Genomic DNA, 15,123 nt, shown 5'->3' on the forward strand with positions numbered 1-15,123 from the left:
CTGGTTCGCTCCTCGTGAATGCTCAGGACGGGTCGCGGTCGGCGCTGTCCATCCAGATCGTGACCGGCCCGTCATTGACCAGGTGGACCTGCATGTCGGCGCCGAAGACCCCGGTTTCGACGGCGATGCCCGCCTCCGCCAGCGCCCGCACGAACTCCTCGTAGAGCCGCTGCCCGGTCTCGGGACGCGCGGCGCGGGAAAATCCGGGGCGGTTGCCGCTGCTGGTATCGGCGGCAAGGGTGAACTGGCTGACGACGAGGGCGCTGCCGCCGGTCTGCAGCAGCGACAGGTTCATCTTGCCCGCGGCATCGGGAAAGATCCGCAGTTTCGCGATGCGCGCGGCCAGCGCCGCGGCACGGGCCGCGTCATCGCCCTCCATCGCGCAGACCAGGATCACCAGGCCGGGACCGGTGCGGCCCCTTGTCTGGCCCGCGATCTCGACGCGGGCCTCGGTCACTCTCTGGATCAGTGCACGCATGCGGGGCCTCTGCGGTCTAGGACGGCGGCGAAGGCCGCCGCCTGCGGGACTCCATCGCGCGTTGCCGGGACCGGGGCAAGGCCCGGGCGGCAAAAATTCTTGCTCTCGCCTGTGCCGGGCTTTCGCGCTATCGGCAGGGGATGAGCGAAAACGACGATTACGAGCTGTTCCTGGTGGCCGCGCCGGGGCTGGAACCGGACCTGGCGCGCGAGGCGGCGGCCCTGGGACTTTCCGATATCGCCGAGGGGCCGGGGGGCGTGACGGCGCGCGGCGACCGGGCCGCGCTTCAGCGCGCCAACCTGCATCTGCGCTGCGCGTCGCGGGTGCTGCTGCGGTTCGCGGCCTTCCGCGCGCCGCACCTGGCGCAGCTCGACAAGCGCGCCCGCCGTCTGGCCTGGGACCGGATCCTGCCCCCCGGCCTGCCGGTGCGGGTGGAGGCGGTCTGCAAGCGATCGCGCATCTATCACCAGGGGGCGGCGGCCGAACGCATCGGCGCGGCCATTGCCGATGGCGCCGGGGCGACGATCGCCGCCGATGCCGCCACGGTGGTCAAGGCCAGGATCGAGGATGACCTCTGCACCCTTTCGCTGGATACCAGCGGCGAGCCGCTGCACCGGCGGGGCCACAAGGAGGCGGTGGGCAAGGCGCCGCTGCGCGAGACGCTGGCCGCGGCCTTCCTGGCGCGCATGGGATTCGACGGGTCGCAGACCGTGGTCGATCCGATGTGCGGCTCGGGCACCTTTCCGATCGAGGCGGCCGAGATCGCCGCCGGACTGGCGCCGGGCCGGTCGCGCCGCTTTGCCTTCGAGGATCTGGGCGGGTTCGATGCCGAGGCCTGGGACGCCATGAAGGCCGCGCCGGTCGCGCGGGCGCCGGTTCAGCGCTTCTTCGGTCATGACCGCGATGACGGGGCGATCCGCATGGCCACGCAGAATGCCCGCCGCGCCGGAGTGGAGGGCTGGACCGCCTTCTCGCGCCAGCCGATCAGCGACCTTGCCCCGCCGCCCGGCCCGCCGGGGCTGGTCATGGTCAACCCGCCCTATGGCGCGCGGATCGGCGAGCGCAAGCTGCTCTTCGCCCTTTACGGCACGCTGGGGCGGGTCCTGTCCGAGCGGTTCGCGGGCTGGCGCCTGGGCATGGTGACCAGCGATCCGGGCCTGGCGAAGGCCACGGGGCTGAGTTTCCTGCCCGCCGATCCCCCGGTCTCCCTGGGGGGGCTGAAGGTCGCGCTCTACCGCACGGCGCCGCTGGGACGCTGAACGGGCTCAGAACCATGGCGCCTCGGGGGCTTCCAGCGTGGTGAGGGCCAGGTCGAAGTGATCGCTGCCCGCCGGGGCGCGCGGGGCCGCGGCCGCGGCGGGGCCGGGCAGGGAGCCCAGATCGGCGCCGGTGATCTCGGCGCCCGCGGCCAGGGTGATGCGGGGATCGGCGGCGATGGCGGCGACCGGCGTGAACAGCGTTGCCCGGCCTTCGGCAGGGACGGCGGCGGCGGATTGCCCGGCGCCATCGGCCAGCCCGGCGGCGAAATCGGCGGCCCCCGTTCCGTCCAGGCTCTGGTATTGCAGCGCGATGCGCCCGTCCTCGTGCAGCAGGATCTGGAAACTGACCCGTCCCGTCCCGCCATGCAGCGTCATCCCGAGATATTCGAAGACCACCCGCGCGCCGCCGCTGTCCTGCCAGGTCCGGACGAGGCCGCTATCGCCGTCGAGATCGGCCCAGAACCCGGCGACAAGCGGGCCGGCGCGGCCGGGATCGAGCAGGGGCCGCGGCTCGGACAGGCCGCCCGCGCCGCCGAAGCTGAGATAGCCGTCGGCGGCAAGCACGACCCGGGTTTCGCCCCGGCCGAAGAAGGGAAAGAGGAAGGGCAGATCGAGGCTCAGGCTGCCATCGTCGCCCAGCCCCTCGATGGTCTGCGCCTCCGGCGGCGCTTCGGCCCAGTCCTGGACCCTCGCCGCCACCGAGTAGCCGTCGCGGCCGGTCGCCGCGGTGGCGCTCCAGCCCTCCGGCAGGTCCTGGCGCAGGGCGTAGGTCCCGGGTCCCGGCGCCTCGAACCGGTAGCTGCCATCGGCGGCGGTCAGCGCCCCGGGTTCCTCCGCCTGCCGCAGGCCGTCCCCGTCGAGATCCAGCCAGACCCGGCGCCCGGCGATCGCGGCCTCCCCGGCGTCGCGCAGCCCGTCGGCATCGGCATCCAGCCAGAGCCTGCCGGACACGAACTGCCCCGCCAGGCTCTGTCCCGTGACGGGGCCGGTCCCCGCGAGGGCCAGCAGGTTCAGGCTCTCGGAAAGGTGGCCGGTCTCGTTATCGGCGGTGCGGTCCTCCTGGACCAGCAGGGTGATCCGGCGGGGATCGAGCGCATCGACCACGGCCTGGGCGGGGTCGGCGCCGCGGGCGCTGGCCAGCTGCGCCAGCACCAGCGGCACGCCCTCGAAACCCGTGGCGAAGCTGTGGGCGGTGCTGGTGCCCTCGCTGCGCAGCTGCGCCAGTTCCCAGGCCGCGGACCTGCCCGCATCCGCGCCGGTTCCCACGGCCAGCCAGCCCACGGTCTCTGCCGCGCGGCTGCCGGAATTGCGCGCCTCCGCCGCTTCCAGTGCCAGGCCGACCCCTGCGGTGGTTGCAGGCTGCTGGCGGGTCCCGACGAAGGCGGGATCGGACAGGGTCTGGACCTGGGAGAAGACGGCCGGGGCTTCGGCGAAGCCCGCGGAGAATGCGATATCGGCATAGCCCGCGGAGGAGAGCGTCGCGATCCGCGCATGGCCCGCCTCGATGAGGGTGCCGTCGGACATCACCCAGCTGCCCGCTTCCAGCGCGAGGTAGCCCCAGCGTCCTTCGGCGACGGTGCCGCCTCCGGGGGCCTGCATTGCCACGGTGAATCCCCCCGCCTCCAGCGAGAGCAGCCGCGGCGCGGCGGCGCCGGGCGGGTCCATCCCCTCCGCCGCCAGGAGGAACACGACCGGGTCGGTGTAGTCGCGGGCGAATGCCACCTGCACCGGGTCGCCGGCCACCGGGCCGATCATGCCGCTTTCCCCGAAGCTCATCGCGCGGGGTTCGACCGTGACGGTCGGGGCCGTGACGGTCCCGGCGCGGGTCTCGATCTCCAGTTCCGTGCGGATGACCGAGGGCGGGCGGGAGGTGAATCGCAGGCTGTCGCCGCTGGAGGGGGTCTGCGGCTGCAGGATGCGCTCCGCGCTGCCCGCGTTGATCCCGATCGCGTATTGCCCGGGCAGGCGGGGGAGGTCGCCATAGGAAAACACGATGTCGCCGTCGCGCTGCAGCACCATCTGGAAGTCCAGCCGGGCCTCGCCCGAGAAGCTGCGCACCCCGGCATAATGCAGCGTCACGCGGTCGGGTTCGCTCAGCCACAGCACCTGGCCGCCATATTGCGTGGTCAGATCCGCCCAGAGGGGCGCGATCGACCAGGCGGGCGCGTGCTCCAGCTCGCGGATGCGGAAGGTCTGGCCGGGGCTGCCCAGGGTGACGATGCCGTTGGCCGAGACGGTCAGCGCGTCGAAGCTGCGGCCGAACAGGCTGGCGGTGAAGGGCAGGGCCAGGCGCAGGCTGCCCTCGTCGCCGAGATCCAGGACCCGGCCCGTCCCGCCCAGGTCGCGCCAGGCCGCCTGCTCCTGCACGATGCGCCATTGCGCGGGGGCCCCGGCCTGCTGCCAGCCCTGCGGCAGCGCCACGGTGGGCGCATGCAGCCCCGGTGCCAGCCCGGCGAAGCCCCAGGCCCCGGTGGCATCGGTCAGTGTGGCGGGTTCATCCGCATCCGCTTCGCCGTCGCCATCCGCATCGAGGAAGACGCGCCAGCCGGGCAGGCCGTCGCCTGCCGCATCGGCCACCCGCCCGGTCAGCAGCACCCCGGCCTCCACCGCCGCCGCGGCATTGACGCGCCCGCCGCTGGCCGTGCGCGCCGCCAGTTCCGCCACCGGGTCGGAACTGTCGATCAGGCGCTGGCGCAGCTCCTCGGGGCGCATCAGCGGATCGCGCGCCAGGATCAGCGCCGCGATCCCCGCCACATGCGGCGCGGCCATCGACGTGCCGCTCATGTACCCGTAGCCCGCCCCGGGCAGGGTGGAGAGGATCTGCGCGCCGGGGGCGGCGACATCGACGGTGGCAATCCCGTAATTCGAGAACTCCGCGAGCCTGTCCGCGGCGGTGGTGGCGGCGACCGAAACGACATTCGAGGCGGGAAGGCTGGCAGGGTAGTGCGGATCCGCGTCCGTGTTGCGCGCGCCGTTCCCGGCGGCGGCGATGACGGTCATGCCCTCGGTTCTGGCCAGGCGGACCGCATCCGCCAGCGCCGCGGGAAAGCTGCTGCCGCCCCAGCTGCAATTGGCGATCCGCGCCCCCGCCAGCGCCGCGTATTCGATCCCGCGGATGGCATCGAAGACGCTGCCGGTGCCGTCATCGCCCAGGATGCGCACCGCCATCAGCTCGGCCTCGGGCGCGACCCCGGCCAGGCCGATGCCATTGCCGGCCACCGCCGCGATGGTTCCGGCGACATGGGTTCCGTGGGAATGGCCGTCCATGGGGCGCGCGTCGTTCTGCACGAAGTCATAGCCATGCAGGTCGTCGACGAAGCCGTTGCCGTCATCATCGATCCTGTTTCCCGCGATCTCGCCGGGATTGATCCAGATATTCGCCGCCAGGTCGGGATGGGCATAGTCGATGCCGGTATCGATCACCGCCACCAGCACGCCCGCCCCGCGGCTCGTCTCCCAGGCTTCGGGCAGGTCGATATCGGTATCGGCGGCATTGTCCAGCGCCCAGAGCGCCCCGGCGCGGGGATCGTCGGTGAATCCCTGGGCCGCGAGCTGCAGGTCCTGGTGCAGTTCCAGCGCCGCCGCCGCGGCATACCAGCTTTCGGCGGCGAAGCTGTCCAGCAGCGCCTGCGTCACCGGCCGCTCGCATCGCCACAGTTCGAACCCCCATTCCCGTGTCGCCGCGACGCATTCGGCGCCGAGCGCGGCGCGCAGCGCGTCCATCGCGGCGGGATCGGCCGTGCCGTCATGGTGGACGATCACGTCCCGCCCGGCCGCGCCGCGCGCGGCAAGCCCGGTTTCCGCACCGTCCTGGAATGTCAGCATGCCCCGCCTCCGGTCCCGTCGTCCCGGAGCGCAGGATAGGCCCGGATGCGCCGCGATCCGGTTAACCGCGGCCGCGAGGGGCGTTGCCGGATTGCGGCAATTCCCGTCAAATTGCGCATGCCCGGCAGCGCGGCCGCGCCTTCGCGATCCGGCCATGGCAGGGTCGGGGCAAAGGAGTTCCGCCATGTCCCAGTCCCGCGACGCGAAAGTGATCGATACCGCAATCCGGCTGCTGTTTCTCGGCGGGTTCTGCCTGCTGGCCTTCCAGCTTGTCGCGCCGCTTTTCGGGCTGATGATCTGGGCGGTGATCCTGGCGGTGGCCGTCTATCCCGCCCATGCCTGGCTGAGCGCGCGCCTGGGCGGACGGTCGGCGCCCTCGGCGCTGCTCTTGACGCTGCTGGGGCTGGCGATCACGCTGGGGCCGGTGGCGGTGATGGCCGCGCAGGTGATCGACGCGGTCGCCTGGATGGTGGCGGCGGTGCAGCAGGGCAGCGTCGCGCTGCCCTCGGCCGACCGGCTGGCGCAGGTGCCGCTGATCGGGGCGCGGCTGGTGCAGGCCTGGGACGCCTTCGGCGCCAATCTCGCGCAGCTTCTGGCGCAGGTCGGACCGGTGCTGCTGTCGACCGGGCGGATCGTTCTCGGCAAGGTCGCGGGGGTGGGCATCGCGCTGGCGATGCTGTCGCTGTCGGTGATCATCATGGGGCTTCTGTTCCGGCCCGGCCCGGCGCTGGTCGCGCAGGCGCGCCGCTTTGCCAACCGCCTTTTCGCGCCGCGCGGCGCGGGATTCGTCGACCTCGCCGGGGCGACGGTGCGCAATGTCTCGCGCGGGGTGATCGGGGTCGCGGTGATCCAGGCGCTGCTGGCGGGCATCATCATGGTCGCCTTCGGCGTGCCGCTGGCCGGGCCGCTGACGCTGGTGGCGCTGGTGCTGGGGATCGTCCAGATCGGGCCGGGGCCGGTCCTGATCCCGGTCATCATCTGGGCGTGGTTCGCCATGGCGACCGGCTGGGCGGTGCTGTTCACCATCGTCATGCTGCCGGTCATGGTGGTCGACAACGTGCTGCGCCCGATGCTGATGGCGCGGGGGCTGGAGACGCCGATGCTGGTGATCCTGGTCGGCGTGCTGGGCGGCATGTTCGCCTATGGGCTGATCGGGCTGTTCATCGGGCCGGTGATCCTGGCGGTGTTCTACGAGCTGGTGACCGCCTGGGTGAATGCCGCGGAGCCGGAAACGGTGGCGCCGCCCGAGTCGCCGGGAGATGAGCCGTCGCATCTGCCCTGAAGGGCGCCGCGGCAGGCTGCGCATTTGCCGGGCGGCAACTCGGCCGGATCCTGCCGCCCCCGTCTTGCAGGGGCGGCCGCGGGCTCACGGCAGGTTTCGGTTTCGCAAGAATGAATCAACAAACATGTCGGCAGGATTGCCGTTAACCACAATCGGCGCAGTCTTGCCGACAGCACCGGGTCCCAGACGGATCCGCCCTTGCGGGCCACCGCGAAGCGGTGCAAGGGCATCCTCGATCCGCACCGGTGCGGAGGAGAGCAGAGTGATGCCGCAAGCAACCCAGAAGGGGTCTAAACCCCAGCCGGACAGCCGTCCGAAACCCGTCCAGTTCACCGACTGGGCCATGATCTGAAGAACACGGAGCGCCGCGAGGCGCTCCGTTTCTGCTTGCGGGGCGGGGGGCCAAGACGAGCCTTGCACCGACTCGGAAAACGCGCCATTTTTGACCATGCATACGTCTTTTGCACTCGACCCGCTGCCTCCGTTCCGGCTGTCAGACCTCGATCCGCACTGACCACGGCCGGGCTGCCGCAATTCCGCGGGCAGCAACTACGACAGGAGACACGGGATCATGCCGAAGGGTACCGTGAAATGGTTCAACCAGACCAAGGGCTACGGCTTCATCGCGCCTGACGAGGGCGGCAAGGACGTGTTCGTCCACATCTCGGCGGTCGAGCGCTCCGGCCTCACCGGGCTGAACGACAACCAGAAGGTCGAGTACGAACTGCGCTCGGGCCGCGACGGCCGCGAGAGCGCCACGGACCTGGTTGTTCTCTGAGCCGCGCATCGCGGCGGACCCGACAGAATTCAGGCCGCGCCGGGAGAACCGGGGCGGCCTTTTTCATGCGGCATCCTCGTCCCGCCGCTGCGCGACAAGACCCGTCCGACGGGACGGCCCTCAGCGCGCCTTGCGCAGGAACTTGCCGATCTGGCGCACCGCCATGCCCGCGGCGGCGGTCTTGAGCGCGCCGTGGCGTCCGGCGCCCGCGCGGTAGGTGGCGGGACGGCGCGCGCCGCGATGGGTGCGGGCGCCGTGGCCGGCATAGGATTTCGCGGCAGATTTCAGCATCGACTTCAGCGACATGGTCTGTCCTCCTTCGGAACTGCTCATGCCGGGTCAATGCGCGGGCCCCCCGTGGCGTTCCCGGGGGCCGCGGCGATGGGCGCCGCTCCGCTCAGCTGTTGAGGATGTCGGCGATCTCGTTGCACAGCTTGCGGATCTCGACCGCGGCGGGACCGCGCGCGGCCTTTTCCACCACGCCCTGGCCCTCGCCCAGAACCTCGGCATAGATCACCCGGCTGTTCAGCACGGTCTCGGCCGCGGGGCTCTCGAGCTCGCGGATCCGCCCGGCGATATCGGCGGTCAGCCTGGCCCGCGGGGCGGCCCGGTTCAGCACCAGCAGCGTCTTGCGCCTTTCGCGCTGCGCCATTTCCAGGACGCTTTCCGTCGCCCAGACATCGACCTGGCTGACCGCGACCGGCACCACGACCAGATCCGAGGCGCGCAGCGCCGGACGCAGGTCGCTATCGACCTTGGGCGGGGTGTCGACGATGACGATCTCGTTGTGCTTCAGCAGTTTCTCCAGCTCGTAGGAGACCCCCCACGCGCTGGCCGTGGCGAAATCCAGCCCGGCCTCGCCGTTCATCGCCGCCCGCCGCGTCATGAACCAGCGCCCCAGCGAGCCCTGCGGATCGGTATCCAGCACCGCGACGCTGTGGCCGCGCCTGGAAAATTCCACCGCCAGGTTGACGGCCAGCGTGGTCTTGCCCGACCCGCCCTTCTGCTGGGCGACCGTGATCGTGAATCCTGACATCTGGCACCTCCTGCCCAACTGGACACCGCATCTGGGGGGAACGCAACGGAAAACCGGGTGGCGCAGCGCAAAGCGGACCGGCTGCGGCCGCGCGCGCCGCAGCGCGCGGCGCTGTGGCGGCGCAGAGGCCGTTGACAAGCCCGGATCGCCGCTAGAAGGAGGGCATCCGGGAGACGAGCGATGCGCCATGTGATCGGACCGGGCCGCCCCCTTGCGCGGCCGGGACAGGTAATCGGATTGCTCGGCGGATCATTCGATCCGCCGCATGAAGGGCATGTGCATGTCACGCTGGAGGCGATGAAGCGGTTCCGGCTCGATCGGGTCTGGTGGCTGGTCTCGCCCGGCAACCCGCTGAAACGCGAAGGCCCCGCCGAATTGCCGCGGCGCATGGCGGCGGCAAAGGCGATGGTCGGCGGCCATCCCCGCATCACCGTCACCGATATCGAGAGCCGCCTGGGAACGCGCTATACCGCGCAGACGCTGCAGGGGCTGGCCGGGGCCTATCCCGGGGTGCGCTTCGTCTGGCTGATGGGCGAGGACAACCTGGCGGGGATCCATCGCTGGGACCGCTGGCAGGCGATCTTCGATTCAGTGCCGATCGGCGTGCTGGCGCGGCCGGGACAGCCTGCGGCGGCGCGCACGGCACGGGCCTCCAGGCTCTATCGCGGCGCGCGGCTGGGCGTGGCGGCGGCGGGGCTGCTGGCCCGCGCCCCGGCCCCGGCCTGGTGCCACCTTCCGATCCCGTTGCGCAGCATCTCCTCCACCGCTATCCGTGCCAGCGGAAACTGGGTGCGCTGAGCGCCGCTCTTGATTTTTCAACCTTTTGCGGCGACTGTGCGCCGCGCGAGTTCCCCGATGCAGGAGATGTGCATGCAGAGTGTCACGCGACGCAGTGTCCTGGCCGCCCTCGGCGCGATGGCGGCGTCGCCGCTGCAGGCGCAGCTGGCACAATCCCCCATGCCGCGGCCGCGTCCCGAGGGGCTGGAGGAGCTTGTCCGCGCCGCCCGTCCGGTGCAGGCGCGCAGCGACATCGTCGAGGCTTCCGCGCAGCTGATCGACCGGTTCCGCCTGGGCGGCGAGGTGGCCTTTGCGCTGGCGGATGCGCAGACGGGCGAGGTCCTGGCGGGACGCGACGCGGAAACGCCCATGGCCCCGGCCAGCACCTGCAAGACGATCACCACCGCCTATGCGCTGGAACATCTGGGCGCGGCCTACCGGTTCCGCACCCGCATCCTGGCCACCGGGCCGCTGAAGGACGGGCGGCTGGAAGGCGACCTGATCCTGGCCGGGGGGGGCGACCCGACGCTCAGCTCCGACGATATCGACGCGCTTCTGGACCAGCTGGCGGGGCTGGGCCTGACCGAGGTGACGGGGCGGTTCCTGGTCTGGGCCGGGGCATTGCCGCATGTCGAGGAAATCGATCCCGGCCAGCCCGACCATCTGGGCTACAACCCTTCCGTCTCGGGGCTGAACCTGAATTTCAACCGCGTCCATTTCCAGTGGAAGCAGCAGGGCGGCGATTATCAGCTGCAGATGGATGCGCGGGCCGGCCATGTCGTGCCGCCGGTGCGCATGGTGACGATGAGCACCTCCAACCGCAGCGGTCCGATCTTCACGCTGGATGCCGAACCCGGAGGGACGGAGACCTGGACCGTCGCGCGCCCGGCGCTTGGCGGCGAGGGGGCGCGCTGGCTGCCGGTGCGCAACGCGGCCGGCTACACCGCCGAGGTGATGCGCACCCTGGCCGCGATGCGCCGCCCCGCCCTGGCCCTGCCGGAGCCCGAATTCATCGAGGCGCTGCCCCCGGCGGTGCCGGTGGCGCTGCATCAGGGGCCGCCGCTGGCGGAAGTCGCGCGCGACATGCTGAAATATTCCACCAACCTCACCGCCGAGGTTCTGGGGCTGACCGCATCGGTGGCGCGCACTGGAACGCGGCCGCGGGACCTGGCGGACTCGGCCGCCGAGATGACCCGCTGGGCACAGGGATTCGGCATGACCGAGTCGCAGCTGGTGGATCATTCCGGGCTGGGCCCCGAATCGCGGGTCACGGCGCGGGACATGACGCGCCTGCTGCATCATGTCGGCATCGACGGGCCGCTCTGGCCATTGCTGAAACCGGTGCACCTGTCGGACAAGAACGGCCGGGCCGAACCGTTCGAGCTGCGCGCCAAGACCGGGACGCTGAATTTCGTCAGCTGCCTGGTCGGCTATGTCCGCCGTCCGGGAAAACGGGCGATGATCTTCGCCATCCTGACCGCCGAGCCCGAGCGCCGCGCGGCCATCGCGCCGGGCGACGAGGAACGCCCGGCGGGGTCGCATGGCTGGACGACCAGGTCGCGCGCGCTGCAATACGACCTGATCCGGCTGTGGTCCGACAAGCTGTGAGGCGCCGTTTCGCCCGGCAGGGCGGGCGGCGCGGAGGGCGGGCCGGTCCCGTCCGCGGGACGGGCGCGGCCCGCGCCGCGATCACGCCGCGTCGAGCGCCGTGATGATCGCCCCGAAATCCGCTGCCTTCAGCGAGGCGCCCCCGACCAGCGCGCCGTCGACATTGGAGACGGCGAAGATCTCGGCGGCATTGCCCGGCTTCACCGACCCGCCATAGAGCAGGGGGATGTCCTCTGCCGCCGCGCCGAAGCGCGCGGCCAGCGTGGCGCGCATGGCGTCATGGACCTCGGCGATCTGCTCCAGCGTGGGCGTGCGCCCCGTCCCGATCGCCCAGACCGGTTCATAGGCGATCACCAGCCCGGCGGTCTCGGGCAGCGATCCGGCCAGCTGGGCCTCGACCACGGCCAGGGTTTCGCCGGCATCGCGCTCTGCCTCGGTTTCGCCGACGCAGATCACCGGCAGCAGCCCCGCAGCCAGCGCCGCCTCGGCCTTGGCCTTCACCAGCGCGTCGTCTTCGCCGTGATCGGCGCGGCGTTCGGAATGGCCCAGGATGACATGGCTGGCCCCTGCATCGGCCAGCATCGGCGCGCTGACATCGCCGGTATGCGCGCCCTTGGCCGCGGCATGGCAATCCTGTCCGCCGACGGCGACGAAGCTGCCCGCGCAGGCCTCCGCCATGGCGGCGACCAGGGTCGCGGCCGGGCAGACCAGCACGCCGCAGCCCGGCGCCGGGGCCTGCAGCAATGTGCGAATCTCGGCCAGGTCGGCGCTGAGCCCGTTCATCTTCCAGTTTCCTGCCGCCAGCTTGCGTGCCATCGCCAATTTCCTTCTGAGCCGTGAAGAGGCCGGTTATCCGGCCCCCGCAGAGGCTTAGCACATGATCGCCCGGGGGCAAGCGGGGCAAGGCGCCGCCTGCGCGGCGGGCAGATGACGCAATCGTGAGGCGTCGTGCATCTTTTGCTTTCTCCCGAAGCGGTCCTGTCGCATAGTCTTCGGCAGCGGATTATTGCCGATTGTTATTTTCAGGAGGAGCCATTGAGCGTACGTGAGAGATTCGCGCATCTATTGATAGACACGGCGGGCCGTCTGGCAGGCGCGCCGGACGAAGACACGCGCTGGCAGGTGATCACGGATATTTGCGGCAGCCTCGGCGCGACGTCGGTGAATTCGGCCGGTTTCGTCGAGCGGGGCGGACAGATGGCCTGGATGCGCAGCACCATTCCCCGCAGCTGGATGGAAGAGTACCACGAGTCCGGGCTGGGCGATGTCGATGCCATCCTCGCGATGGCGCGGCGCGGACGGCTGCCGGCGGTGCTGGACATGCGGCGCTTGCCGTCCTTCGGCCGGGATGCGGTCCGGCGGACGCAGCTGGACGCGCTCCGCGAGGGGTCCGGGATGCGCTATTGCCTGGCCGCGACCAGCAGTTCCGGCGGGTTGCGGCGCATGCTGGCCATCACCACCAGCGACGATCCGCGGGACATATTCGGCAAGGGCGCGGCCCGGGCCTTCGCCACGATCGGAACGCTGCTGTCGATGCAGCTTTCGGCGCCGCGCGTCGGGGATACCGCCGACCTGTTCGGCGGCACCGCGCCGCGTCCCGCCGAGGAGGACCTGCGCATCCTGCGCGCCATGGCGGGGGGGCGGGGATTGCTGGCCGTGTCCGCCGGGCTGGGAATGGGGCCGGGGGATTTGCGTCTGAGGCTTCGCGAGATCTGCGCGAAGCTGCAGGTTTCCACCCATGAGGAGGCGCTGGAGATGGCCCAGGCCAGGGGGCTGCTGCAGGCCTGACGGGGCCTGCAGACCGCGGATCAGCCCTGCGGGGGTTCGGCGAATTTGATCGATTCGCCGCAGCCGCAGGCATCCACGACATTGGGATTGCGGAACTTGAACCCCGCTTCCAGCAGGGACACCTCGTAATCGATCTCGGTGCCGAAGAGGAACATCTGTGCCATCGGCGCGATCATCACGCGGGCCCCGTCCTGTTCCACCACCTCGTCCATCGGGTTCACCTCCGAGACGTATTCCATGGTGTATTCCATCCCCGCGCAGCCGCCCTTCTTGACGCCGATGCGCAGCCCCTGGCTGGCATCCTTCGTCATCAGGCGGCTGATCTGCCTTGCAGCTGCCGGGGTGAGGGTCACGGCCTGCTTGCCGGGAATTGCGAACATGGTGGGCTCCTGACTTGAAGTCCAAAGATAAGGGAGCGGGGCGGCCAACTCAAGGGTGCGCGGGCGGGGCGCTCAGGGGGAGAGCAGCCCGGGCAGGCCCTCGGGCTGCAGCGCCAGGATCAGCATCCGCGTGGCCAGCCCGGTCATCACCGCCCAGCCCACGGAAGCCAGCGTGCCGATGATGACATATTCGGCCAGCTTGCGGCTTTTCTGAGCGTCCGAGAAGCGCAGCACCGATTTCGCCGCCACGAGGATCGCCAGCCCGGCCACCGTGCCGGTCAGCACCGAAACGAAGGCCAGCGCGCGTTCGATCTGGCCGATCGTGGCGCCCGCGCCCTTGAGGCCGCCGCCATTGACCTGGGCGCGCAGGCTCCAGTCGCGCGCCAGAAGCGGCGCGATCACAAGCTGCACCGCGATGCCGCCCGCGCGGGTGGCAAAGAGCAGCCCGGCCGCCAGCGCCATCAGCGCGGGGGCGGGTGCGGGCAGCAGACCCGCCCAGATCCCGTCCTCCCACCCCGCGGCGAAGAGGGGCGGCAGCACGAAGATCGCGGCCAGGTGGACGCCCTGGTCGGCGGCATAGCTGCGCAACCCGCCCTTGCCCAACCGCGTCTTGGCAGCGTCCGTGGCGACATGCAGGAGCGTGACGGCAAGAACCAGCGGCAGCGCAGCGAATCCCAGCGCGATCCATGCGGTGGCGAAGACGATCGCGCCATGCAGGGCCAGGACATGCGGACGCCGCTTGTTGGCGACGATCCAGTCGCTCTGGAAGGCATAATCCGCAAGCACATGCGCCAGCAGGAGCGCGGCGGAGGTTTCTGGCATGGGGGCTCCCCGATCCGGGATAAACAAGCGGTATGATTTGTAATGCTAAAAACAAGCGCTGCGGTTTGTAATTGAAAATACCGGACGCGGTCAGAGCGGGCGGGTTTCCGCCCAGCCCAGGGTGTCTTCTATCGCGCGGAACCCGGCCAGGTCCAGCCGGTCCTGCACTGCCTGCTGGGTCAGGCCGAGGGCGGCGCCGATCTCCGCCTGGGTGGGGGGGGCCGGGGCGAGGGCGGCGGCCACCGCCTCGGCCTGGGCGGCGCTCCAGCGGGCGGAGAGCGCGTCGATCAGCGCCGCCATCTCGGGCAGGCCCGCCGGGGCATCCTGGGGGGCCACGGCCAGCCTGCGACGGCGCGGCAGCGCATCCAGAAGGCGCCCGGCATGGCGGAAGGCAGGGCCGTCGGCATCGGAGAGGTCGCGGCTGCCGGGGTGGTCTATGCCGCCATAGCCCAGCACGATGCGCGTCGCGGGCAGGTCCTCTGCCACGCGGAACCTCGCCCTGAGCAGCAGGGCAGCGCGCAGCCCCAGCGTGCCGGGCAGGATCAGCGCCTGCCATCCATCGCCGCGGAACCGGGTCAGGCGGGCCGGGGTGCCGGTCCAGTCGGCGACGGTGGCGAAGCAGTCATCCAGCAGCGCGAAGGCGGCCCCCACGGCATCCGGCCCGGCGCGGACGGATCCGACCAGGTCGCCGCAGAGCACCGCGCCTTGCGCCGCATCCGCTGTCACATGAAGCCCAGTTCCAGCCGCGCCTCGTCGGACATCATCTCCATCCCCCAGGGCGGGTTCCAGGTCAGGTCGACATTGACGCTTTTCACGCCGGGCAGGGGTTCGACGGCATCCGCGACCCAGCCGGGCATGTCGCCCGCGACCGGGCAGCCCGGCGCCGTCAGGGTCATGATGATGTTGACCTCGTTCTCGTCGTTGATCTCGACCGTGTAGACCAGGCCCAGATCGTAGATGTTCACCGGGATCTCGGGGTCGTAGACGCTGCGGCAGGCCTCCACCACCGCCTCGTGAAGCGGGTGTTCGGTGGAAGACGGCTTGATCAGCGGCGCTCCCTCGATGTCGGAGCTTTCGGTCAGGGACATGC

At 70.9% G+C, this 15,123-nt stretch carries 16 protein-coding genes; 6 read left to right on the forward strand and 10 right to left on the reverse strand.

What is annotated here, in order from left to right; all coding sequences use genetic code 11:
- Nucleotides 1-22: 22 nt before the first annotated feature.
- Entirely contained in the window at nt 23-478 is a 456-nt protein-coding gene (gene dtd / locus ICN82_RS01920) for a D-aminoacyl-tRNA deacylase (RefSeq protein WP_193179142.1), read from the reverse strand.
- Nucleotides 479-618: 140 nt separating this feature from the next.
- Between dtd and ICN82_RS01925 the strand changes: the two genes are divergently transcribed.
- The gene (locus ICN82_RS01925) at nt 619-1,737 is read left to right on the forward strand and encodes a THUMP domain-containing class I SAM-dependent RNA methyltransferase (protein WP_193179143.1); all 1,119 of its coding nucleotides are present in this window, start codon (nt 619-621) and stop codon (nt 1,735-1,737) included.
- Nucleotides 1,738-1,743: 6 nt separating this feature from the next.
- Here the strand turns inward: ICN82_RS01925 and ICN82_RS01930 are convergent, their stop codons facing one another.
- Nucleotides 1,744-5,562 carry a S8 family serine peptidase gene (locus ICN82_RS01930; RefSeq protein WP_193179144.1) on the reverse strand — a complete coding sequence of 1,273 codons (3,819 nt, stop codon included), beginning with the start codon at nt 5,560-5,562 and terminating at the stop codon, nt 1,744-1,746.
- A gap of 184 nt (nt 5,563-5,746) precedes the next feature.
- On the opposite strand from ICN82_RS01930, the gene ICN82_RS01935 reads away from it, so the two are divergent.
- Nucleotides 5,747-6,844 carry an AI-2E family transporter gene (locus ICN82_RS01935; protein ID WP_193179145.1) on the forward strand — a complete coding sequence of 366 codons (1,098 nt, stop codon included), beginning with the start codon at nt 5,747-5,749 and terminating at the stop codon, nt 6,842-6,844.
- Nucleotides 6,845-6,928: 84 nt separating this feature from the next.
- On the opposite strand, the gene ICN82_RS01940 is transcribed toward ICN82_RS01935, so the two are convergent.
- Entirely contained in the window at nt 6,929-7,294 is a 366-nt protein-coding gene (locus tag ICN82_RS01940; protein WP_193179146.1) for a hypothetical protein, read from the reverse strand.
- A gap of 121 nt (nt 7,295-7,415) precedes the next feature.
- On the opposite strand from ICN82_RS01940, the gene ICN82_RS01945 reads away from it, so the two are divergent.
- Nucleotides 7,416-7,622 (forward strand): cold-shock protein, encoded by a 207-nt coding sequence (locus ICN82_RS01945; protein WP_193179147.1) that lies wholly within the window; start codon nt 7,416-7,418, stop codon nt 7,620-7,622.
- A gap of 120 nt (nt 7,623-7,742) precedes the next feature.
- Here the strand turns inward: ICN82_RS01945 and ICN82_RS01950 are convergent, their stop codons facing one another.
- Nucleotides 7,743-7,928, reverse strand: coding sequence for a hypothetical protein (locus ICN82_RS01950; protein ID WP_193179148.1), 186 nt, complete (start codon nt 7,926-7,928; stop codon nt 7,743-7,745).
- Between the two features lie 91 nt (nt 7,929-8,019).
- Nucleotides 8,020-8,658: a ParA family partition ATPase gene (gene parA / locus ICN82_RS01955; protein ID WP_193179149.1), complete on the reverse strand. Its 639-nt coding sequence runs from the start codon at nt 8,656-8,658 to the stop codon at nt 8,020-8,022.
- Nucleotides 8,659-8,838: 180 nt separating this feature from the next.
- Here parA and ICN82_RS01960 point away from each other — a divergent pair, with 180 nt between their 5' ends.
- Both ICN82_RS01960 and dacB read left to right on the forward strand, forming a co-directional pair.
- Nucleotides 8,839-9,456, forward strand: coding sequence for a nicotinate-nucleotide adenylyltransferase (locus ICN82_RS01960; RefSeq protein ID WP_193179150.1), 618 nt, complete (start codon nt 8,839-8,841; stop codon nt 9,454-9,456).
- A 72-nt stretch (nt 9,457-9,528) separates the two neighbouring features.
- Nucleotides 9,529-11,043 (forward strand): D-alanyl-D-alanine carboxypeptidase/D-alanyl-D-alanine endopeptidase, encoded by a 1,515-nt coding sequence (gene dacB / locus ICN82_RS01965; protein WP_193179151.1) that lies wholly within the window; start codon nt 9,529-9,531, stop codon nt 11,041-11,043.
- A gap of 81 nt (nt 11,044-11,124) precedes the next feature.
- On the opposite strand, the gene tpiA is transcribed toward dacB, so the two are convergent.
- Entirely contained in the window at nt 11,125-11,859 is a 735-nt protein-coding gene (gene tpiA / locus ICN82_RS01970) for a triose-phosphate isomerase (RefSeq protein ID WP_193179152.1), read from the reverse strand.
- 219 nt (nt 11,860-12,078) lie between these two features.
- Here tpiA and ICN82_RS01975 point away from each other — a divergent pair, with 219 nt between their 5' ends.
- Nucleotides 12,079-12,831 (forward strand): autoinducer binding domain-containing protein, encoded by a 753-nt coding sequence (locus ICN82_RS01975; protein ID WP_193179153.1) that lies wholly within the window; start codon nt 12,079-12,081, stop codon nt 12,829-12,831.
- A gap of 20 nt (nt 12,832-12,851) precedes the next feature.
- On the opposite strand, the gene ICN82_RS01980 is transcribed toward ICN82_RS01975, so the two are convergent.
- From ICN82_RS01980 to ICN82_RS01995, 4 genes are all read right to left on the reverse strand, one after another.
- Entirely contained in the window at nt 12,852-13,211 is a 360-nt protein-coding gene (locus tag ICN82_RS01980) for a HesB/IscA family protein (RefSeq protein WP_193179154.1), read from the reverse strand.
- Between the two features lie 72 nt (nt 13,212-13,283).
- Nucleotides 13,284-14,033 (reverse strand): DUF3307 domain-containing protein, encoded by a 750-nt coding sequence (locus ICN82_RS01985; protein ID WP_193179155.1) that lies wholly within the window; start codon nt 14,031-14,033, stop codon nt 13,284-13,286.
- A 90-nt stretch (nt 14,034-14,123) separates the two neighbouring features.
- Nucleotides 14,124-14,759, reverse strand: a complete 636-nt coding sequence (locus tag ICN82_RS01990) for a hypothetical protein (RefSeq protein WP_193179156.1) — start codon at nt 14,757-14,759, stop codon at nt 14,124-14,126.
- Nucleotides 14,756-15,121, reverse strand: a complete 366-nt coding sequence (locus tag ICN82_RS01995) for an SUF system Fe-S cluster assembly protein (RefSeq protein WP_193179157.1) — start codon at nt 15,119-15,121, stop codon at nt 14,756-14,758. Before ICN82_RS01995 ends, ICN82_RS01990 begins: the two co-directional genes overlap by 4 nt.
- Between the last annotated feature and the right edge of the window lie 2 nt (nt 15,122-15,123).

The organism is Mangrovicoccus algicola (assembly GCF_014903745.1).
GTDB lineage: Bacteria > Pseudomonadota > Alphaproteobacteria > Rhodobacterales > Rhodobacteraceae > Mangrovicoccus > Mangrovicoccus algicola.